The 22,623-nt window shown below is 33.0% G+C and carries 14 protein-coding genes; 13 read left to right on the forward strand and 1 reads right to left on the reverse strand.

Features of this window, described 5'->3' with window-relative positions; translation table 11 throughout:
* The first annotated feature begins 169 nt into the window (after window positions 1-169).
* Together KI338_RS07625 and KI338_RS07630 are read left to right on the forward strand one after the other, a co-directional pair.
* Entirely contained in the window at window positions 170-3,265 is a 3,096-nt protein-coding gene (locus KI338_RS07625) for a S8 family serine peptidase (protein WP_212920408.1), read from the forward strand.
* A gap of 475 nt (window positions 3,266-3,740) precedes the next feature.
* A complete protein-coding gene (locus KI338_RS07630; protein ID WP_212920409.1) occupies window positions 3,741-5,501 on the forward strand; it encodes a methyl-accepting chemotaxis protein in 1,761 nt (586 codons plus the stop codon).
* 713 nt (window positions 5,502-6,214) lie between these two features.
* On the opposite strand, the gene tagD is transcribed toward KI338_RS07630, so the two are convergent.
* Window positions 6,215-6,613 carry a glycerol-3-phosphate cytidylyltransferase gene (gene tagD / locus KI338_RS07635; RefSeq protein WP_212920410.1) on the reverse strand — a complete coding sequence of 133 codons (399 nt, stop codon included), beginning with the start codon at window positions 6,611-6,613 and terminating at the stop codon, window positions 6,215-6,217.
* 418 nt (window positions 6,614-7,031) lie between these two features.
* Here tagD and KI338_RS07640 point away from each other — a divergent pair, with 418 nt between their 5' ends.
* The 11 genes from KI338_RS07640 (at window position 7,032) to KI338_RS07690 (ending at window position 22,266) form a co-directional block, all read left to right on the forward strand.
* Window positions 7,032-8,234 carry a glycosyltransferase family 4 protein gene (locus KI338_RS07640; protein ID WP_212920411.1) on the forward strand — a complete coding sequence of 401 codons (1,203 nt, stop codon included), beginning with the start codon at window positions 7,032-7,034 and terminating at the stop codon, window positions 8,232-8,234.
* A gap of 10 nt (window positions 8,235-8,244) precedes the next feature.
* Window positions 8,245-9,525, forward strand: coding sequence for a glycosyltransferase (locus tag KI338_RS07645; RefSeq protein WP_244853455.1), 1,281 nt, complete (start codon window positions 8,245-8,247; stop codon window positions 9,523-9,525).
* A gap of 28 nt (window positions 9,526-9,553) precedes the next feature.
* On the forward strand, window positions 9,554-10,810 hold the full coding sequence (locus KI338_RS07650) for a nucleotide sugar dehydrogenase (RefSeq protein ID WP_212920412.1): 1,257 nt from the start codon (window positions 9,554-9,556) through the stop codon (window positions 10,808-10,810).
* A 32-nt stretch (window positions 10,811-10,842) separates the two neighbouring features.
* On the forward strand, window positions 10,843-11,649 hold the full coding sequence (locus KI338_RS07655) for an ABC transporter permease (RefSeq protein WP_212920413.1): 807 nt from the start codon (window positions 10,843-10,845) through the stop codon (window positions 11,647-11,649).
* 9 nt (window positions 11,650-11,658) lie between these two features.
* Entirely contained in the window at window positions 11,659-12,573 is a 915-nt protein-coding gene (locus KI338_RS07660; protein WP_212920414.1) for an ABC transporter ATP-binding protein, read from the forward strand.
* Between the two features lie 39 nt (window positions 12,574-12,612).
* Window positions 12,613-12,819 (forward strand): hypothetical protein, encoded by a 207-nt coding sequence (locus KI338_RS07665; RefSeq protein WP_212920415.1) that lies wholly within the window; start codon window positions 12,613-12,615, stop codon window positions 12,817-12,819.
* Between the two features lie 13 nt (window positions 12,820-12,832).
* Window positions 12,833-16,300 carry a CgeB family protein gene (locus KI338_RS07670; protein ID WP_212920416.1) on the forward strand — a complete coding sequence of 1,156 codons (3,468 nt, stop codon included), beginning with the start codon at window positions 12,833-12,835 and terminating at the stop codon, window positions 16,298-16,300.
* 16 nt (window positions 16,301-16,316) lie between these two features.
* Window positions 16,317-17,309 (forward strand): glycosyltransferase, encoded by a 993-nt coding sequence (locus KI338_RS07675; protein WP_244853457.1) that lies wholly within the window; start codon window positions 16,317-16,319, stop codon window positions 17,307-17,309.
* A 26-nt stretch (window positions 17,310-17,335) separates the two neighbouring features.
* Complete coding sequence (locus tag KI338_RS07680) at window positions 17,336-18,238, forward strand: glycosyltransferase (protein WP_212920417.1); 903 nt, start codon at window positions 17,336-17,338, stop codon at window positions 18,236-18,238.
* Window positions 18,239-18,261: 23 nt separating this feature from the next.
* Window positions 18,262-18,966, forward strand: coding sequence for a DUF6270 domain-containing protein (locus tag KI338_RS07685; protein WP_212920418.1), 705 nt, complete (start codon window positions 18,262-18,264; stop codon window positions 18,964-18,966).
* A 387-nt stretch (window positions 18,967-19,353) separates the two neighbouring features.
* Window positions 19,354-22,266 carry a glucosaminidase domain-containing protein gene (locus KI338_RS07690; protein WP_212920419.1) on the forward strand — a complete coding sequence of 971 codons (2,913 nt, stop codon included), beginning with the start codon at window positions 19,354-19,356 and terminating at the stop codon, window positions 22,264-22,266.
* Window positions 22,267-22,623: the final 357 nt, after the last annotated feature.

Genomic DNA, 22,623 nt, shown 5'->3' on the forward strand with positions numbered 1-22,623 from the left:
CTCTTGTTATAGAGATAAAAGTAGGGCAAATTCCATTTAACCAGGACTTTTGAACCTTGTTCGTTTTCGGAAAATTATCTATTATATAAATACTAGGTTTTTAGATTGATAGATTAGTAGGGCTAGAAACTTAAGAGGGAAAGTCAAACTTAATTAGAGGAGGAAAGAGATGTTAAAAAGAATATCGATATTATCTATCATCTTTCTATTAGCATTTAGTACTGTATCCCATGCAATGACAGGAGACATCGCTGTTAATAGAGATCTTCAGAAAGGTAATCTTTCAAAAGATATTGGCGAAAAAGTCGATGCAAACGAAGTAGTGCGTGTAACGGTTGAGATGGAAGGAGACGCACCGATAGCGATTGCTACAAAGAAAAACGTTAAGTTTGGCGATTTAAGTGTGGCTGAAAAGAAAGAGCTGATAAAAGAAGCCAAGGAAAAGAAAAAGAAAGCAAAGACAGCGATGAAGGACAAGAAGATAAATGCAAAGTATCTTCATGAGTTTGATATTGTTGTAAACGGCTTTAGTGCAGAAGTGAAATACGGAGACATTGAGGAAATTAAAAAACTCCCTAATGTTAAAAAAGTAATGATCTCCAATCAATATGAAAGACCTATAGATCAACCAGACATGGTATACAGTAAGGAATTAGTTGAAGCACAGCAGGCATGGAATGATTATGGATACAAGGGCGAAGGAATGGTGATAGGAGTTATCGATTCTGGAGTTGACCATACTCATCAAGACATGGTGCTTACTGATGATACTGAAGTAGCCCTTACTGTGGATAAAGTAAATCAACTTATCACGGATGGAGGATTACCAGGGCTATACTATACAGAAAAGGTTCCTTATGGCTACAACTATATGGATAAAAACCATGAGTACACAGACAATTACCCAGGTGCAAGCTCACATGGTATGCACGTAGCAGGAACAGTAGGTGCAAATGGTGATGAAGCAAATGGAGGGATTGTTGGTATCGCTCCAGAAGCACAAATCTTAAACTTAAAAGTATTTGGTAATGATCCAGAAATGCAATATACGTATGGTGATATTTATATTGCTGCAATTGATGATGCGGTGAAGCTAGGTGCTGACGTATTAAATATGAGTCTTGGTGCATCAGCTGGATTCGTATCACAGGATGATCCAGAACAACAAGCAGTTACTCGTGCAGTTGAGAATGGTATTATGATGTCTATTTCTTCCGGTAACGCTAATATGTTCGGGGATGGATTCTTCTATCCATATGCATCGAACCCTGACTATGGTGTAAATGGTTCACCGGGAGTTGCATACGATTCCCTTCAAGTAGCATCCTTTGAGAATACATTTATGTCCATTGATAAACTTGAGTATTCAATTAATGGTGGCGAGAATGTTGCAGCCGGCTATATGTCAGCAGGCAGTGTTGCGCCAACAGTAGGGGCAACTGTTGAATTAGTAGATGCTGGCCTTGGTAAACCAGAAGATTTTGAAGGAAAAGATGTAGAAGGAAAGTTCGCGTTAATCCAGCGTGGAGAGATAGACTTCGTAACGAAAGCACTAAACGCACAAAGCGCTGGTGCAGCAGGTGCAATTGTTTATAACAATACAGATGGTATGGTAAACATGGCATCAGATCCTGCAATTGTAATCCCGCAGCTATTTTTAGCAAAAGCGGATGGAGATGCTTTAGTGGCTGCATTACGTAATAGTCAAACAGCTACCATCACATTCTCTGGCGATAAAACAGCAGTTCCAAACGCAGAGGCTGGAAAAATGAGTTCCTTCTCATCATGGGGATTAACACCGAATCTTGATTTCAAACCAGAAATTACAGCTCCTGGTGGACAAATTTATTCGACCTTAAATAATGGTGAATATGGTGTGAAAAGCGGTACATCTATGGCAGCACCACATGTATCTGGTGGTAGTGCACTAATCCTACAGCGTGTGGATGAGGCATTTAATCTAGTTGGACGTGACCGTATCGCATTAGCTAAAAAACTATTAATGAATACATCAGTTCCAGTTGAGCTTGAGGGAGTGCCTGTGTCACCACGTCGTCAAGGTGCAGGCTTAATGCAGCTTCATGCCGCATTATCTACTCCTGTTATCGTGACGGAATCAACTACAAATGAACCAAAGGTTGCCTTAAAAGAGGTTTCTGAAAATGTTGTTACCTTTACATTAACAGCGACAAACCTATCTGATGAGGCAGTGGCATATGAAGTAAGTGCAAATGCAATGTCCGATATCCCAGTAAATGCTGGTGGTTTTTATGTAAATCTACCAAATGATTATGGTTCCCTAGATCTTGAGGGGGTTGCTACGGTTAATGGTGAAGCTGTTAGCATGATCAACGTTCCAGCAAATGGCACTGTATCATTTAATGTTACCTTAGATGTAAGCGGATGGGATTCAGCCTTAAAGAATTATTATGAAAATGGCTATTGGTTAGATGGATTCGTAACACTAAAAGATCCAACAGACAATCACCCAACCTTAACCGTTCCGTATGCAGGCTTTAAGGGAGAATGGGATGCTGCACCAATCTTTGACTTACCAATGTGGGACGCGATGTCTTACTATGGTATGACTGGTGTTGTCACGTCACTAGGTGATGGAGATTATGGTTTTATTGGAGAAAATCCTTCTGAACTTGTATTCTCGCCAAATGGTGATGGAGTCCTTGATGACGCGGGGCTTATCCTATCCTTCATGAGGAATGCAAAGGAAGTATCATTTAATGTGTTAGATGCACATGGTAGACTAGTAGATACTATTTATATAGAATCCTATATTCGGAAAGATTATTATGATGGCGGTAATGGTAGCTACTATAAGCTTTCCTCTGACTGGATGTGGGATGGAAAGATTAATGGTAAGAAGGCAGCAGATGGCCAATATTACTTACAAGCTGTTGGTATAATTGACTATGAAGGTGCCGAAGCACAGTCTATTGAAATCCCGTTATTATTAGATACAACTGCTCCGAAAATTGATGCCGACATAAATCGCGGAAAACGTAAGCTAACTGTATCAGTTGATGATGGTAAAGGAAGCGGAGTTGCAGCATGGCAAGTACTAGTTGATGGAAAGGATGTAACGGGTATACTAACCGATGTAAGTGAGTACGAGCTTACTAACATCCACCCAAGTCAAGTAGTAACCGTATATGTAGAAGACTTTGCGGGCAACTATTCTGCAAAAAATGTAATGGGACCTCAAGGCAAAGCGAATGGGAAGTATAAGAATCTATTGAAAGCAAATTAATTAGTGAAAAATAATCCCCTATCGGGTTGGTACTGTCTACAAAAATCAGAGTAAAGGATCTGACTTTTGTGGGTCATCATCTTGGTAGGGGATCGTTTTTTTTGTGTGAAATAGTAGAAAAGGATTCTCTTATAAATGGAAAATTTTGTGGTTTCTATACTAAAAAATAACAATAAATAAATACCAATTATTTCCTATTGCTCCAATTTAGTTAGAAGCGTAATATTAATAATTGAAAAAAGTTAATATTACTTTTTTGGTGAATATACAAATTTTCATGGAGTAAGTTCAGCTTTTCCAATCTTCTAACTCAAGATTTAGACTGCTCTATGCGGATAAACACCATGAATTTTTGCAATATTAATACATAACAGATAGGGGCAAAAGATAAAGAGATAGTCATGCCATGCTTTTACATCGACCCAAATAATGTAAGGAAGGTTTACCCATAAAGAAAATTTAAGAAGGTGCCAACATGAAAATCAACAGAATGTTTAGGTTTAATTCCATTAAAAAGAAACTGATTACTATTTCTGTTATGTTATTAATCATTCCAATGGTCATTATAGGCTACGTTAGCTATGAGAAGAGCTCTAGAAGTTTAGATGATTTGGGTAAAACAAATTTGAAAAATAGTGTAGAACATACACTTGCAATGATTCATTCCTATCAAGATGAAGTGAAAAGTGGAACAATCTCTTTACAACAGGCACAAGAAAAAGTAAAAGTGGCTATTTTAGGAGAGAAGGATGAGAAGGGAAAACGACCAATTAATAAAGAGCTTGACCTAGGTGAAAACGGTTATATGTTCATCCTAGATAAGGAAGGGATTGAGGTTGCCCATCCTTCTATTGAAGGAGAAAATATTTGGGATAACGAGGATTCTAATGGCTATAAATATGCACAAGCCATCATCAATAAAGCGAAGGATGGTGGAGGATTTGTATATTACGAGTACCCGCTTGTAGATAATGCTGACCAACTGGAACAAAAGGTTGTATATACGGAGACGGATCCAGACTGGGGATGGGTCGTAAGTGCTAGCACGTATATGATGGATTTCAATAAGCCTGCTAAAAATATTTTGACCATCATCGTAGTAATTACGGGACTTGCATTACTAATAGGTATTACCTTGATATGGCTCTTTGCTAAGAAGATGTCAACACCTATTGAGAAGGTAACACAACATATGGAGCTTTTAGCACAGGGGGATTTATCCAATAATCCAGTTCGGGTACAATCTCAGGATGAGACAGGCAAGCTTGCAGATGCGCTGAATCGTATGCAAAGTAACCTGCAGGAAGTCATCAAGCATGTATTGGAGACATCCGAATTATTAACAGGTCAAAGTGAAGAACTTAGCCAGTCTGCCAATGAGGTTAGAACTGGATCGGAGCAAGTAGCTACCACAATGCAGGAATTGGCAACAGGAACGGAAACACAGGCAAACAGTGCAAGTGATCTTGCCTCAATCATGAATACATTTACTTCTAAAGTACAAATAGCAAGTAATAATGGTAATCAAATAAGTGATAATTCCAATGAGGTTCTTGTCATGACAAATGATGGCACAAAACTGATGGAAAACTCAACAAAACAAATGAAAAAAATTGATCAGATGGTCCAGACCGCCGTTGAAAAGGTACAAGGATTAAATAAACAGTCACAACAAATCTCAGAACTAGTTACTGTAATTAAGGAAGTTGCAGATCAAACCAATCTACTTGCTTTAAACGCAGCAATCGAAGCAGCAAGGGCGGGAGAACAGGGAAAGGGATTTGCAGTTGTGGCTGACGAAGTAAGAAAGCTAGCTGAACAAGTTTCTACATCCGTTTCGGATATTACACAGATTGTTAAGGGTATCCAACAGGAAGCAGGTATAGTTGCAGAATCACTTGAGGAAGGCTATAGAGAAGTAGAAAAAGGCACTAGCCAAATTGAAACAACAGGACAAACATTCCATAAAATTAGTCAAGCTGTAACAGAAATGGTGCAGAACGTTACCACCATCACAGAGAATCTAGCGGAATTAGCTACAAACAGTCAAACTATGAATACATCGGTAGAAGAGATTGCCTCTGTATCAGAAGAATCTGCTGCCGGTGTCGAACAAACATCAGCATCTGCACAACAAACAAGCAGTATTATGGAAGAGGTTGCAAAGAACTCAGACAGTTTAGCAAAATTGGCTGAAGATCTAAATGAGCTAGTCAAGCGATTTAAACTTAATTAGAAGGAGGAGCAATATTTCTAATAGAGATATGCCGGACTATCACAAGAAAAACCCGTGGAACTCAACCGTTTCTGCGGTTTTTTTGTGCTAGTGATAAAGCTAAACAAAGTAATAAAAGTGCTATTGTATGTCATACGTGATGAAACTCGGTAAGTAAAGTCCGTATTGGAACCGGAAAATGTACTCAGCGATGAAACTCGGTAGGCAAAGCTCATATTGGCACCCGAAAATGCTCTAAACGATGAAATTCGGTAAGTAAAGTCCGTATTGACTCCTGAAAATGTTCTAAGAGATGAAAATAAGTAGATAAAAACCTGTATTGCATTCCAAATTTACTTTCGACGTGGAAGCTTGGGAGTCAACTATTTTTTTCCATTTATAAATCAGATAAACTAGTTTTGTTCAAAAAGTTCGATACTTTCTTATGTCTTTTCTACAACAGGTACTGGTACTAGCTTATATTGAGGAGTTGCAAAAAAGTTAGCAAGTTCCATTCCTATTAAATGACTATTTTATTATTCAATTACATCAGTTAGGATTTTCATTAGAAACTTTAAATTGGAAGTACTTTTGGAACATCATCTGCTCTATGAGCTGTTTAGAGATAAACAACGTATTACCGCTTAAGCATGTGACAAAACGATTCTTTACTTTTCGGGCAAGAGTGTAAAAAAATAAAGAGAATACTAACAACAAGGTAAATAGGAAATCACTTAAACATGCTTTGAATCGTTTAAATCTGTTTTAATTTTTGTCGTCGATATCCCAGTTGTTCTTGGTAAATAAATAACCTCACAATAATCCTTAAGAAAGTCAAATTTTCCTCTCCAGTCGTCTCCCATTACAAATATATCGACATTGTGTTCTTTAACGTCCTCCACCTTTTGTTCCCAATTGTTTTCTGGTATAACCATATCCACATAGCGGACAGCTTCTATAATTGCTTTACGCTGTTCATAGGAATAGTAGGCCTCTTTCCCTTTAATGTCATTAAATTCATCGGTGGAGATGGCGACAATTAAATAATCACCTAGCTCCTTGGCTCGACGCAATATGTTAATATGACCTGTATGCAATAAATCAAACGTTCCATACGTAATCACCTTTTTCATAGTAGACCTCCATAATATTTCCCTTATTTTTAACTTAGGAAAGTAAATTAACAGGTACTTAAATTAAATAGTACGGTACAAACAAAACTGATGTGAAGTATCATCTTATATTGACTAAACTTTATAAGTGAACAATTATTACAACTATATTTGGAGTTAATAAAAATGTAGATTATTCTATAGTTTAGTTATGTCCGTTTGAAAAAATGTCAATTTCATCTAAGTGTAACACGGAAAAGCGAAGAAAAGGATTAATTGTAAAATAACCTTTTGTATTTTGAGAGATAAACCGTATTAAGCTATACTCCGTGTTTATTCTTTAATCTAATTGTAATGTGTTGTATATTAAAATTAAATATTCTAGAATTAAGATTTGTGATAAAATGTGATACAGACTTCATATCTAGGGGACTATAAAATGACGAAGAAAGTATTAATTATGACACAGAATTTTTATCCTGTGATTGGTAGCGCCGGTAATAGGATGAAAAATATATTTCAACTATTAAATAAAAATAATATTGAAACAAGAGTCTTAACCATAGAACCCTCGTATCCAAATAAAAACCTATATAAAAACAAGGAATTTTGGGATGATGAGGAACTAAATAATGAGACTAAAAACATTATTCGTGTACCTATTAAAAATAAAAAGTTCTCGAGTAGTATATTTAGTAGACTCTTTTTTTATTTGGAAATTATGGTTAGATTTATTGTAACTCTTTGGAAAATAAGAAAGGAAAAGTTTGATTATATATTAGTAAGCACACCGCCAATTTTTATTGTATTTTCTGCTTTTATAGGAAAGTTTTTGACAAAATCTAAAGTCATCCTTGAGGTACGAGACTTGTGGCCAGATAGTTTATTAGGGGTTAAAGCCTTTGACTCTCGATTAACAATTCGCTTCTTTCGTTATTTGGAAAGACGAATGTATCAGAAAGCAGATGCGATTGTTATAAATAGTAAGGGATTTGAAAAACATATAACTGATAAAATTAGACATGCTGAAAAGCCTATAGTTTATATTCCCAATGGTCCGAGAGAGAATGAGATAACAAGTAATAGAGAATTCGATCGTGAGTTTAGTGTAGTTTATACAGGAAATATAGGCTTAGCACAAGATATAGACAGGTTAAAAGCAATAGCTAAATCGCTGCATGAACATAATATTGTTTTTAATGTTATTGGGTATGGCATAAAAGCGGGAGATTTTGCTGATTATCTTGAAAAGAATAATTTAATCGGTGTAAGAGTTTATAAACCAACAACTCGTAAGAAGAGCTTAGACCTAATTAGACAAAGTAATATTGCGATAGCTTTCCTTAATGATGAGGGTGTATTTTCAACAGTGCTTCCTGGAAAAATAATTGATTACATTACCTGTAAAACTCCTGTAGTTGCAGGTGTAAAAGGTACTGCTGCAGAATTAATTAACAATAATAAAGTCGGTTTTGCATTTGAATCACGAGATGTTGATAAAATGATTCATAAAATAATAGAGCTAAAGCAGGATAGTAATAAACTAAAAGAGCTAGCTGAAAACTGTGAAAAGGTCGTAAAGCAAGAATTCCTATGGGAAACTAATATATCCAAACTAATTGGAATCATAGAAAGTAAATGAGGGAAAATAAATGAAACGAGTTGGAATGTTCGTATGGAACCATTTTACGAACGATGCAAGAGTATTAAGAGAATGCACAGCCTTATCTCAAAATGGATACGATGTAGAACTAATTTGTATTGATGATCCGAATGATCCTACCATATCACAATATGAGGAAATAAATGAACACTTTCGGGTGTATCGTATGCAACGATACCCAACTACTTTATTAATGCTTCAGGGGCTATATCGCTTTATAATAGGGAAGAGATGGCCAATTATCCCCTTCTTAGCTATTTGGGGTGTATTGGTATACTTCCTACCATGGATAACAATTGGACTTACCCTTTTCGCAGGCTTATTATTGAAAACCAAGGTTCGAGTTATTTGGATTAGAGGCGCACTAATCCTCCGTATGATAATTAAAGGTCATCGTGGAAACTATGATATTTATCATTCCAATGATTTAAATACAATGCCACAAGGATATGTCAGTGCAAAATGGCGTTTTAAGAAAAAACCATTAATATATGACTCACATGAGGTTCAAACAAGTAGAACGGGATATGATAGCCCTTGGTATAAGCGTTTTGAATTATTCTTTATTAAAAGAATGGATAGTATGATAGTGGAAAATGATACTAGGGCAAAATATAATGAAGAGCTTTATGGCTTCTATCCTCATGTTTTGCATAATTATCCTTCGCTGGAGATACAACAAACAGACGAAAAGATTGACTTACATGGTATATTAAATATTCCTGCAGATGAGAAGATTTTGCTATATCAAGGTGGTATTCAGGCTGGTAGAGGTCTAGAGAAGCTTATCGAAGCCTATCCAATGTTTAAGGAAGGCACACTTGTTTTTATAGGAGATGGAAAAATAAAGGACAGTCTAGTAAAAATGGTAGAAGAAAGAAATTTAGAGGATAAGATACGGTTCATTCCTAAAGTTCCTGTTAGAGATCTACCTAAATATACTAAGAATGCATATCTTGGATTTCAAGTTTTAAATAATATAAACTTTAACCATTGGTCTGCGTCATCAAATAAATTATTTGAATATATGATGAATGAAGTTCCAGTGGTGGCATGTAATTTTCCAGAGATTAAGCGAGCTGTGGAGGATGGGGAAGTGGGAGTAATTGTGGATCCCCATGAACCATCTGATATTGCAAGAGGGGTTAATTATTTGATAGATAATCCTGAAATGCGCGACAAATTTAGTACTAATTGCAAAAATGCTCGAATGAAGTATAATTGGGAAAGAGAGCAGAACTACTTATTAGAGGTTTACAAAAAATATTAATTTAAACACAAGAAAGAAGGAAATTGTAATGAAATTATGTACAGTTGGACTTGGATATATAGGATTACCTACTTCTATAATGTTTGCTAATTATGATGTTGATGTTGTTGGTGTAGATGTTAAAAAAGAAGCAGTAGATATGTTAAATAGTGGAAAAATCCATATTGAAGAACCTGGACTGCAGGAAGCTTTAGAAAAAGCTATTGAAAAAGGGAAGTTTAGAGCTTCTATGGAACCAGAAAAAGCGGATGCTTTTATTATTGCTGTTCCTACTCCAAATAAAGAGGATGAATATTTATCTTGTGACTTATCATTCGTGATGCAAGCTACTGAAAATATAATTCCACATTTAGAAAAAGGGAATGTAGTAATTGTTGAATCAACAATTGCACCGAGAACGATGGATGATTATGTTAAGCCAAGACTTGAAAAAGCTGGCTTTACAATTGGTGAGGATATCTTTTTAGTACATTGTCCTGAACGTGTTTTACCAGGTCAAATTATGCATGAGCTCATTCATAATAATCGAATTGTTGGTGGGATTACACCACAATGTACTGAAAAAGGTGCGGAGGTTTACGCTACCTTTGTTAAAGGTGAATTAATTAAAACAGATGCTAGAACTGCTGAAATGTCTAAGCTAATGGAAAACACTTTCCGCGATGTTAATATTGCTTTAGCAAATGAGTTAACAAAAGTATGTAACGAGCTAGGTATTAACGCGCTTGAAGTTATTGAAATGGCTAATAAGCATCCTCGTGTAAATTTACACACACCTGGTCCTGGGGTCGGTGGTCATTGCTTAGCTGTTGACCCTTACTTTATAATTGCTAAAGCGCCTGAGCAAGCAAAATTAATTAGCCTATCACGACAAATTAACAAATCAATGCCAGAATATGTTATTGAAAATGTAGAGAAGCTTTTATCAAAATATAATGGAAAGAAAATTACTGTATTTGGATTAACATATAAGGGTAATGTTGATGATATAAGAGAGAGTCCAGCGATGGATATTTATGAAGAATTGAATAAAAGACCAGAGTTTGAAGTTGTAGCATATGATCCTCATGTGAAATTAAGCTTTGTTGAACAAGATTTAGAAAAAGCTTTAACAGGCTCTGATTTAGTTTTAATATTAAGTGATCATAATGAATTTAAGAATTTAAATAGTGAATATTTTAAGAAGATGAATGTAAAACAAGTCTTTGATACAAAGAACATTGTTAAAAACCATGTTAATGAATTAATTTATGTGAACTATGGAAATTTATATAAATTTATATAAGAAATTATTTTAACAATAAAGGATGCAAAAGTATGTTAAATTCCGTAACAAAGGTTTTATTAGAACAAAGAAAGTATTGGAACTTAATGTTTAGGATGGCAATCTTTGATATTAAGGGAATGTATCAAACTCATTATCTAGGGTCTTTATGGCAGGTTATTAATCCAATTATACAAATTGCTATATACTGGTTTGTGTTTGGCTTAGGTATCAGAGGAGGGAATCCTGTAGATGGAGTCCCTTTCTTTGTATGGCTACTAGTAGGACTTATACCTTGGTTGTTCATAAGCCCTTCAATTGTACAAGGATCTAATAGCGTTCATCAACAAGTTAGTTTAGTCTCAAAAATGCAGTTTCCAGTAAGTATACTGCCAACGATAAAAATAATTAGTAACAGTTTTCAATTTATTGTAATGTTGAGCTTATTATTGATAGTATGTATTATCTATAATATAAATTTTACGATATATATCGTTCAACTCCCATATTATATTTTTTGTTTATACATTTTCTTATTTTCTTTCAATTTATTAAGTTCAACTATCGCGACTTTGATACGCGATTATCAAATGTTTTTACAATCAATGATGAGAATGCTACTTTATCTTTCTCCTGTTTTATGGGATACGAGTTCTCTTCCTGAAGCATTTCAAAATTTACTTAAACTTAACCCATTTTACTATATAATTGTTGGTTTCAGATCCTCAATATTAGGAGGGCACTGGATATATGAAAGCCCAATTGAAACATTATATTTTTGGACCTTGACTTTCGCACTGTTATATTTTGGGTCAAAAATTCATTTGAAATTTAGAAAAAACTTTATGGATTATTTGTGAGGTTAGATTATGAAAGTAAAAGTTGAAGTTAAAAATGTATATAAGTCATTCGAATTACATGCACAACAATCAGAAAAAATATTCGATCTTTTTTCTATAAAGAAAAAAAATCGAAAAGAATTTCTTGCTGTTAAAGATGTATCTTTTAAAGTATACGAAGGAGAGACTATAGGTATAGTAGGTTTAAATGGATCTGGGAAATCAACTCTTTCAAATTTATTAAGTCAAGTAATTCAACCTACTCAAGGGGAAATTGAATTGAAGGGAGTTCCTTCACTAATAGCTATATCAGCTGGACTGAATAATAATCTTACCGGGTTAGAAAACATAAAATTAAAATGTATGATGCATGGTTTAAGTAAAAGGAAGATAGAAGAAGTGACACCTAGCATAATTGAATTTGCAGATATTGGAGATTATATTGAACAACCTGTAAAGAATTATTCTAGTGGTATGAAGTCACGCTTAGGTTTTGCAATTTCAGTTCATACTGACCCTGACATATTAATAATTGATGAAGCATTATCAGTAGGTGATTCAACGTTTGCTCGTAAATGTCTGGATAAAATGGAAGAATTTAAACAGAGAGGTAAGACTATATTTTTTGTGAGTCATTCTGCGGGGCAAATGAGAACATTCTGTGACAAGGTTATTTGGATGCATTACGGTGAGTTAAAAGAGTTTGGTAGTGCTGAAGAAGTTACTACAAAATATGAAGAATTTACTGCATGGTTTAATAAGCTATCAATTGGTCAGAAGAAGGAGCACAAAAAGAAGATGCTTGCTGGACAAATGAGATTTAATCATTATTTAGAGCAAGTGAAATCAGAAAAAAAACATAGATCTCCTGTAGAGCTAATTAAAAGTGTGTTAGTTTTACTACCACTAGTTATCTCAACTGTTCTAGTATTGTTAGGTATCTAAATTTCTATAAAATGGATTATTTTAGGACGGTGTATTTAAATGGAAAAGGAATTAGAAGCTTATAAAAGGGAATTGCTTTATCAACTGGAAGTGCGAGAGAGGGAATTACAAGAGTTGCATTATCTTAGAAAGGAATACGACAAGTTGCAAAAACAATACCATGCAATATCGTCATCCAAATTAGGGAAAATAACATTTAAATACTGGGAATTTAGAAACAAATTAAAAGGTATGAAGAATAGATAGGGGGTAACCTTCCATGGATTCGCTAGAACAGAAATTATTTGATATCAAAAGAAAGAAAATATTAATTAAACAAAATAAAATAAATCAAATACCATATAAGTATATAGAAAATTCAGATTGGTTAATGAGAGTAACCGATAATATATTTTTTAATAAGAAAGATAATACTTTTATTGTAGATCAAGCTAGAGATGAAAAAACCTTCTTATCATATAAGGAGGCTAATTTTGATTATTCAATACTTCCTAATTCTAAAAGCGAATTAAATTTAAATAAAGGAACACTCAAAGTAAACTTTATTGGTGAAGTTGAAGGGGATTTGGAAGTATTTTTACAAATAGACGAGTACACTAAGAATGAACATTACCGAACCCATTTTATTAAATTAAACGAAAACAATGAAATTAATCTTGATTCTAAAATTTATAACATTAGACTCGCCATTTCTATAAAAGGGGCAGGTAAGTTTAAAATAAATGAAGCTTCAATTGATGGCTCTAATTTTTGGATAGACTCATCAATGAATATTAAAGAGAATTATTCATATATACCAGAATACAATTGGTACTATAGCAACAATGATAAAATTGTATACGACAAAGTAATAAGTGGTTTTTTTATAAGTTCAGTTGACCAAACCGAAAGCTTAATTTATGGGGGGCCTTCATTTAAAACAGAACTTGATCATGAACATAAAAATGTTGAAAACCATTATGTGGAATTTTATGGGAAAAAGGATAAAGATGTTAAAGTAGAGTTGCTGATTTTATATACTATTAATTCAACAACTAAAAAAGTAAGCATTAGTCTTAATGAAAGTAGAACTATTGAAGTACCTAAAAATGCAAACTCATATAAAATATATTTAGAAGTGCAAGGAAAGGGATTCTTTAAAATAGAAGATATTATAATATCTGGTTTTAATTATTGGCCTTCGAAAAGCGAAGATATAGAAGAAGATTTGATTTCTATTGAGAATCCAAATAATATCATTAACTTAAATCAACAAAATATAAAAAACTGGAATCAACATGGCCTCAAATTAAGCTATAATAAATGGAATCAACAATTTAAAGTTAATTTAAAAGGTAAGCAGTTTTTATCACTAAGCATTAATGAATATGAAAAATTTATCCCGGCTAAAGGGAAAATATATGAAATCTTACCTAAAGGGAAAGTTAGTGAAAAAGTTAAATTATCACTAGGAATAATTGCAAAGTTACCAGATAATAATAAAAAGGTTTACCAAATTCCTTTTAATTTTATTAAGTTTATACAGTTTCCTGAAACAATATTAGATATTGACTTTTATTTGAAGGTAGAGGGTAATGGCTATTTTTCTGGACTAACCGTTGAAATTAAAGAGAATCCTGAAGAAGTAACTAGTGAAGTAATATTAAGTTTGGAAAAAGAAGATTGGTTTACAAACTTAAATCAAGTTACTCTTAGGAATACTGAAGATAGTTTGGTTATACAATCTAAATTAGATTCTGGAGTCAATAAGTATATTTCTTATAGAGAATCTAATAATACTTTCAATATCCCTCCTACTTTGAGTATTTTAAACATTAATCCTAACAGTTCTTATGAATTTAATATTAGAGTTACTAAAGATGATACTGTACAGTTAATTCCTATGATTGTAGGATATAGTGAAGATGAAAAAATAGAAGTTCAACAAATAAAAGTAAATGCTAAAACAATAATTAAACCACACCCAGGAATTACTTCTATAAGAATAGCTCTTAGACTTGGAGGTAAGGGTGAATGTATTATCAACTCATTTACTATTAAAGAAAAGCCAATAATTACTAGTAAAGCTATTCCGTCATATGCAAATAAACTTGAAGTTGAAAAAACTCAAATTGTGGAACCGAAGCCGATAAGTGAAATTAGAATGGCTGTAATATTTGATGAGTTTACCGAATCTTGTTTTAAGCACGAGTGTAAAGTAATTAAGTTCAGTCCTGATAATTGGATGGAAGTTCTAACTAGAGAGCAACCAGATTTATTAATGGTTGAGTCCGCTTGGAAAGGGAATGATGGAACTTGGGAGAGGCGAGTTGGAAGTTACGGTGAAGAGAATAATAGGCCTTTATTTGAACTAATAGACTGGTGCAATGAAAATGGAATTCCTACAGTATTTTGGAATAAGGAAGATCCTATCCATTTTGAAAGATTTATTAATATTGCTAAACTATTTGACTATGTTTTCACTACGGATGAGAACACTGTTCCGAAGTATATTGAACGATTAGGACATACTAGGGTAGGAGCAATGCCTTTTGCAGCTCAACCGAAAATCCATAATCCAATAAAATTTGTGGATGAGAGAGAAGAAAAAGCATGTTTTGCTGGATCATACTATAGTCACCATAAAGAGCGTAGTATAGATATGGAGGCTCTTCTAGATGCTGCATCAGAATTTGGTTTAGATATATTTGACAGGAATTATGAAAAAACAAGTAAAGGGCTAATGCCAAATCATACTTTTCCAGATCGATTTAAACCCTTCATTAAGGGAAGTCTAAGATATTATGAAATTGATAAGGCATATAAGGGATATAAGGTTACAATGAACGTAAACACCGTTAAACTATCTGATACAATGTTTTCAAGAAGGGTTTATGAATCATTAGCATGTGGGACTCCAGTAGTGAGTAACTACTCTAAAGGAATAGTTAATATGTTTAATGGAATAGTTTTCAGTTCAGACAAATATGAGGAATTAAAAACATACTTTAGAGATTTGTTGAAAAATGAAGAAATATACAAAAGAATCTCTCATTTAGGAATCAGGGAGGTATTAAATAAGCACACATATAAATTAAGACTATTTAATATAGTAAGCAAACTTGGCATTTCTGTTAATGCTAGCCTTCCAGAAGTTACTGTTATAGGGATTGCTGACAATTCGGATGATTTGGAGTATCTAATTGAACAATTTAACCGTCAGTCATACAAAAATAAGAAGTTATTTATTTTAGTTGATACTTTTACAAATTATGATAAATATTATAAATTGTATAATAATGATCAAATTCAATTATATATTAAAGACTATGTGATTGATAAGTACCCTAACATTGTTGAATGGGTTGACACAGAGTTTATTAGTTTCTTTTCAAAAGATGATTTTTATGGGAAGAATTATTTGCACGATCTTGTTAATGCGACCAATTATACAAATGCTGACTTTATAGGTAAGAAGAGTTATTGCGAAAATTTAGAAGGGAAAATAGTTGTTAATCAGGAAGAGTCCGAGTATGAATTTGTAACAGAATTAGAACCTGCAAATTGTATAGTTAGAACAACTGTATTCAGTAAAGAATCTTTCCGACAATTGTATTCTAAATTACTAAAAAATGAATTGTTCACTGGTTATTATAAACAAGGTCGCCAGTTACTAAGTGTAGACAATTTTAATTACATTAAAAATGGGCGGAATTATACTGGAGACACAAATGAATTAGAAATTTAATTTTGAGGGTGTAATAATGAAAAAAAAAGTAGTTTTCGCCGGGCATGATTTAAAATTCGCTACCGGATTAATAAACGATCTTAAATTAAAACCAGATATTGAAGTGAAAATTGATAAATGGGACAGCCACGATGCACATGATGAAGAATTTAGTGAAAAATGCTTAGAATGGGCAGATGTAATATTTTGTGAGTGGGGATTAGGCAATGCTGTTTGGTACTCCAAATATAAAAAAAGTAATCAAAAGCTTTTAGTGAGAATGCATAGACAAGAATTGGAGACTTTCTATCCTAATAAATTTGTATTGGAGAATATTAATAAGATTATTGCGATTTCACCATATATATTCGAAGAATTTTATAGGAAATTTAAATTCCCCAGAAAAAAAATGCAAATGATTTTTAATTATGTTGACATGAGTAAATATACTCTTACAAAATTAGAAGGATCTCAATATAATATAGGAATGATAGGTATTTCACCTAAGCTAAAAAGGATTGATATTGCATTAGATATATTTGAGAGGTTATGGGAAAAGGATAATAGGTATAAGTTATATGCTAAAGGTAGGATGCCTAGTGAATATAACTGGATTTGGAATAATGATGAACAAAGACAATACTATGAAGAACAATTTAGTAGAATTGAGAAAAGCAATTGGGGAAAAAATGTAATATTTAGTGGATTTGGTTCCGATGTAAATGAATGGCTTGAAAATATTGGATTTATCCTTTCGACTAGTGACTATGAGAGTTTTCATTTGGCTGTTGCTGAGGGAATGGCCTCAGGGGCTTATCCTATCATTAGAAATTGGGACGGAGTCAGAACTATTTATAAGAAAGATTGGATTTTTAATTCTATTGATGATGCTGTAGATAAAATAGTAAAGTATAATGAAAATGAAGTTATGCAAAAGATAGATCAATCTCGTAGTTTGAATGAGTTTGTATCAAATAACTTCTCATTAACAAAAGCTACCAATGAAATATACAAAATAATCATGAGTTAACAAAGTAATCTTAGGAGGTGTTTAATATGAAAAAGTTTATCTTTACGAGATTTGGCATTGGTGTGTTCGATCCTAGATGGTATGATTTCAGACTGTCAATATTTGAAAGTATTACTTTTCCTTCAATAATTAATTTAAAGAGTGAGGAACTATATTGGGTAATTTTTATTGATGAAAATATACCGGTTAGAGCTAAAGAAAAGCTTGCTAATTTAATTTCTACTTACAAATCAAAAGAAAAAAAAATATTAATGAAGGAAGTAAAATTTGTATTTGAAGTACCGGGGAAAATGAAATCTTTTATTGAATCCAAAATTGATGGAGAGAAAGAAAAGTTTTTATTATCAAGAATTGATGATGATGATGCAATCAGACTTGATACAATAGAATTGGTTGAAGAAAAATGCAAAGAAAACAATAATGATGCCGAATTGGCATTAACTTTTCCAGTAGGATATGAATTTTTAGTAGCAGAAAGAAAAATTTTAAAGTGTAATAGACCATTTCTAACAATGAATACCTATTTGTATATAAATCAAGAAAAGTTAACTGATGCCTTGAGGATAGGTCATCATAGAGTAAAAGAATGGGCTCAAAAAAATGATTTACAGATTGAAGAGTTATATACAAACGGTCCAATGTATCTATACTCTAGACATAAACAATCTGATAGCAACTTCTTAGGTATAAGGAAGACTATTTTAGAGGATTCAAATGTAAAGTTTATTACTCAGAGGGTTTATCAAGATTTCAATATAGACCAGGTTAGTTTCCAAAAGTTAAGGGATAATTACAATGATTTTCCTAGTATCGGTAGAGAAAAACTATGGGATAGAAACAAAGAACAAATTCAGCTTGCTATAGAGTACTATCAAAAATTAGATGAAATAAAGAAAAAAATGATAGAAAATACTAAAAATGTATTTTGATTTAGCAAGATAAGGAGAAGAAAATGAAATTTGATATACTTGGTAGTTGTGTAACTAGAGATGCTTTTTTAAGCAAAGAAGAAATAAATAAGTATTTTGCTAGGAGTTCAATTGTTTCAATATACTCACCACCTATAAACATAGAAAAAGTAGATCTTAATTCCAGATTCCAATCTCGGATGGTAAATTATGATTTGACTAAAGAGTTTAGGAAATATGTAAGAAATTTTTCATCAGATTTCCTAATAATTGATTTAATAGATGAACGGTTTAGAATATTGAAAAATTCTGAGGGGTCCTATTTAACAAGATCTACAGAATTTTTGAAAACAGAACTACACAAGGATATTAGTTTAATCCCCCAAGAAAAAACTTTTGAATTATGGAAGGAAAAGGCAGACCTTTTTATAGAAGATCTTAAGAAGTATATTGGCGAAAATAGAGTAATTATTCATAAAGCCTTTTGGAGTTCAACTTATATCTCTAATAATTTGGAGTTAATTCCATTTGAACATAATAACCATATTGAAGCCAATAAAATATTAAATCTAATGTATGCCTATTTGGAGTATAAACTTCCTCAAGCAAAAGTTATAGAGTTACAAGATTATTTAGTCGCAGATGAATCACATAAATGGGGATTGTCAAATTTTCATTATCAACCATTATACTATGCCCAATTCAGAAAAGAACTAAAGATTCATACTGAAAGTAATAGTATTTGTTAAGACAGAATTTCATATTTCAATCTAATAAGTTTGGTAAACACCTCCAAATTAAGTTTAGTTATTAAAGATTAAAGTATATAAATATTTGGAGAACACTCATTTACTTTATTTATCTGTCCAAAATTAAAAAAGTTATTATGGATACAATGGCTTTTTGTGAAAATTAGAAAGCACAAAAACATTAGATTAGTAAATTAAAGAGAAGTGGTACTTAGATAAAGTATCACTTCTCTTTAATTTACAGACAGATGTACACTATTAAAGGAATTGAAGTCTATGTCGGAAAATGTAAAATAGTGTTTAGGTTGCATTGTTTTTGCAACAGAAAAGTTATATAATAACGTAGGATTCAATTATCTAAAGTTGAGTAGGGGAAGGAGGAGAGTTATGAATTTAAGAAAAACTATAATTGGATTACTAGCATTGTTTTTAATCGTGTCTCAATTAGCAACTCCACTGTCTGTATATGCAGACGAAGGTAATTTTGATGTTCCAGATAACGAAACAATAAACTTGTTTCTAGTCACCCAGGAACTATTATTAGACAATGGAATTAGAATTTCGGAAGGAACCTACATATACGGTGAGAGAAAAAGTGAATCTATCACAATCCAGTTTGCCGATTACAGCATAGATATTCCGAACGAATTTGTGAGATTAATAGAAAAAAGTGAAGATATACCAATTTATAGTAAATATTTAGAAGAGGAGACATCAATTAAAGTATTAAGAAAGGATACCTTGGGGTATTCAATTGAGCCATTTGAAAATCCACAGTTAATTTTTAATCTGGAAATAGATTATCCAGTTACTGTAGATGAAAATGGTTATCCGTTTATTCTCTTAGGTAATGTGAAATTTTATATTGAAGAACCAATAAGTGAAAAAGTCCCTGAAAAAAATCAGGAATTGGAAGAATCCGGTAATGATTCAGATGAATCAAATGTCTCGGAGGGTCCCTCTCAGTCTATTGAAAAACAAGATGAGAAATCATTTCAAACTGGTTCGTTGCCAGACAAAAAAGAATCTACTAGCACCACAGAAACTGATCAAGAATTTAAATTATCTAATACTGCTCAAGACACCATTGCAGACCCCTGGGAAGGAGTCAAATCTGACTATTTTAAAGTTACAGAAGATAATGTAGTTGTTTATGATAATAGAGTTGGAGGAACACTTAAAGCTGTCGGGACTCTTGAAAGGAATCAAATATATCCAAGAGTAAGTGATTATGGTAATTGGCATAGAATTCAATTCGGAGATATATATGGCTATGTTCAAAAGAATTCTACTATACCTGATAATGGTAAAAGTTTGAGAAATGAGAATAATAGCTTTAAAAATCAAGAACGGACATTTAAGACTTTACAGAATGTAATTGTATACGATAATTCTTCGGGTAGTTTAGTTCCTTTTGGACAGATTTATATGGGTGAGAATTATCCAATCGTATCTGACTACGGTATGTGGTGGCGCATAATCTACTCTGATAGAGTAGGCTATGTACGAAAAAGTGAAGTAGATATACAATTTGTAAATAGTGATAAGTACTTTAAGGCAGAAGGAAATTCTATTGTTTATGATAATCGTAATGGGACTTTAACACCTGTAGGTCAATTAATAAGTGGCCAAGTATACCCTCGAGTTAGTGATTATGGAAACTGGCATAGAATTGATTTTGGTAATTTCTATGGTTATGTAAAAAAGTCAGAAACTTCATTTGCAACTGGTACCGAAATTAAGAATATAAAAATGTCTTATGATAAATTTAGAGATTTCCTAGCTCTAGAAACAGTGACTGTATATGACAACTCATCTGGATCATTACTCCCTTTTGGAAAAATAGAAAAGGGTACAACATTTCCTATGGTTTCAGACTACGGTAATTGGTGGACCATTGTATACGCAAATCGTGTGGGATACATTAAGAAAAGTGAGGTAAAAGTAGAAGTAAAGAGTAATGATTCTTATTTTCGAGCCCTTGAAAATCTACCAATCTATGATAATAAAACAGGATCATTAGTGAAGGTTGGGGAAATAAAGGCAAATCAATCATACCGAATCTACAGTGACTATGGAAATTGGTGGAGAGTGAGATTTGGTGAATCTTTTGGTTATATTGAAAAATCTAAAAGTGGATATGCAACCAAAAATGAAATCAACAATCTAAATACCAATCTCAAAAACTCTAGAGATAAAATTGTTACTAGTGGTGTTGTGACTATATATGATAATTCTTCAGGGACGATAGTTCCTTTTGGTGAATTGGAAGCCAACACAATTTATCCGGTAGTATCTGATTATGGAAATTGGTGGAGAATTTTATTTCTAGATAGAGTAGGGTTTATAAGAAAGTCAGATGTTAAACCATATGGAATAACATATACTAATATAAACATTTCACTTACTGATGCGGCGACTAAGCAAATGAAAGCTAAACCTCAAACAGATGTTTATCTCAATGGAGATTTATATGTGAGATGGGATGCGTTTAAGAGTACTAACGGTATCGACAGTGGGGTAGTCAGTAGCGGGTGGAGAATTAGAACTGGTCCGGGTACGAATTATCAAACTGCTTATCTAACTACTAAAGATATAAATGTACGATTATTAGAAGAAGCTAGAGACAGTCAAGGTGCTAAGTGGTGGAAAATCAGTCGAGATTCCCTACCAAATTCTTTAGGAAATTGGGTAGATGCAAATTATGAAGAGGTTCTTTATAATATGAATCCTAATAACTTTGTAAATGACCCCACTCAAAAATATCAATTTCTTGATTTACGGTATTATACAGGAGTTCCAGCTTCAGAATTAGATGCTTTATTAGCTGGTAAGGGAACTTTAAATGGTACTGGGAAAATATTTGAGCGAGCAGCACAAACAGCTGGGATTAATGAACTTTACTTAGTTTCTCACGCACTATTAGAGTCGGGAAATGGCAACTCAACTTTAGCCAAAGGTGTAAAAGTAAATAATAGGACTGTTTACAATTTCTTTGGAATTGGGGCCAATGACGGTTGTGCTGTCGAGTGCGGTGCACAGAGAGCCTATAAAGAGGGCTGGTTCACGGTTGAAGCAGCAATAATTGGTGGAGCTCAATTTGCCAAGCAGAATTACATCTATTCAGGACAAAACACATTATATGCAATGCGCTGGAACCCTACAGCTTTAGTAACTGGGAATCCTACACATCAATATGCCACTGATGTAGGCTGGGCAAGAAAGCAAGTTTATTACTATGAAAGATATTATTCTAGCGGTAATTATAATTTAAGGTTTGATATACCTGTTTACAAATAGAAGAAAAAACACTTTCATCGTGACCTGTACTCTTTCAAGTAAACGGAGATAAAATAAAAAATGACTAAGTGGCAATAACTCTATAACATAGGGCTATTGCCGTTAGTCATTTTTGATATCAATTATAATTTTAAAAATAAATATACTCGTCTATTTATCTAGACAATTTTTCAAATATTATGGAATAATATTATTTACTTTTGAGTCATAAGTCCATTATCTATATAGTGTGGATAAATGTATGAAGCTTTATAACGTTGAACAAATCTCGAAAAATTTAGGCTGCAATTCCCAATAATTTTAGAAGGATAGCAGCCTGAAGGATGATATTTTATTTTTTCCTTAGTTTTTATTTAC

The sequence above is a fragment of the Ornithinibacillus bavariensis genome, assembly GCF_018333235.1.
Lineage (GTDB): Bacteria > Bacillota > Bacilli > Bacillales > Amphibacillaceae > Ornithinibacillus > Ornithinibacillus bavariensis.

Bases quoted from the DNA above. Each gene is read 5' to 3' on its own strand.
- KI338_RS07625 (WP_212920408.1), top strand. From the start codon at position 170: ATGTTAAAAAGAATATCGATATTATCTATCATCTTTCTATTAGCATTT.
- KI338_RS07630 (WP_212920409.1), top strand. From the start codon at position 3,741: ATGAAAATCAACAGAATGTTTAGGTTTAATTCCATTAAAAAGAAACTG.
- tagD (WP_212920410.1), bottom strand. From the start codon at position 6,613: ATGAAAAAGGTGATTACGTATGGAACGTTTGATTTATTGCATACAGGT.
- KI338_RS07640 (WP_212920411.1), top strand. From the start codon at position 7,032: ATGACGAAGAAAGTATTAATTATGACACAGAATTTTTATCCTGTGATT.
- KI338_RS07645 (WP_244853455.1), top strand. From the start codon at position 8,245: ATGAAACGAGTTGGAATGTTCGTATGGAACCATTTTACGAACGATGCA.
- KI338_RS07650 (WP_212920412.1), top strand. From the start codon at position 9,554: ATGAAATTATGTACAGTTGGACTTGGATATATAGGATTACCTACTTCT.
- KI338_RS07655 (WP_212920413.1), top strand. From the start codon at position 10,843: ATGTTAAATTCCGTAACAAAGGTTTTATTAGAACAAAGAAAGTATTGG.
- KI338_RS07660 (WP_212920414.1), top strand. From the start codon at position 11,659: ATGAAAGTAAAAGTTGAAGTTAAAAATGTATATAAGTCATTCGAATTA.
- KI338_RS07665 (WP_212920415.1), top strand. From the start codon at position 12,613: ATGGAAAAGGAATTAGAAGCTTATAAAAGGGAATTGCTTTATCAACTG.
- KI338_RS07670 (WP_212920416.1), top strand. From the start codon at position 12,833: ATGGATTCGCTAGAACAGAAATTATTTGATATCAAAAGAAAGAAAATA.
- KI338_RS07675 (WP_244853457.1), top strand. From the start codon at position 16,317: ATGAAAAAAAAAGTAGTTTTCGCCGGGCATGATTTAAAATTCGCTACC.
- KI338_RS07680 (WP_212920417.1), top strand. From the start codon at position 17,336: ATGAAAAAGTTTATCTTTACGAGATTTGGCATTGGTGTGTTCGATCCT.
- KI338_RS07685 (WP_212920418.1), top strand. From the start codon at position 18,262: ATGAAATTTGATATACTTGGTAGTTGTGTAACTAGAGATGCTTTTTTA.
- KI338_RS07690 (WP_212920419.1), top strand. From the start codon at position 19,354: ATGAATTTAAGAAAAACTATAATTGGATTACTAGCATTGTTTTTAATC.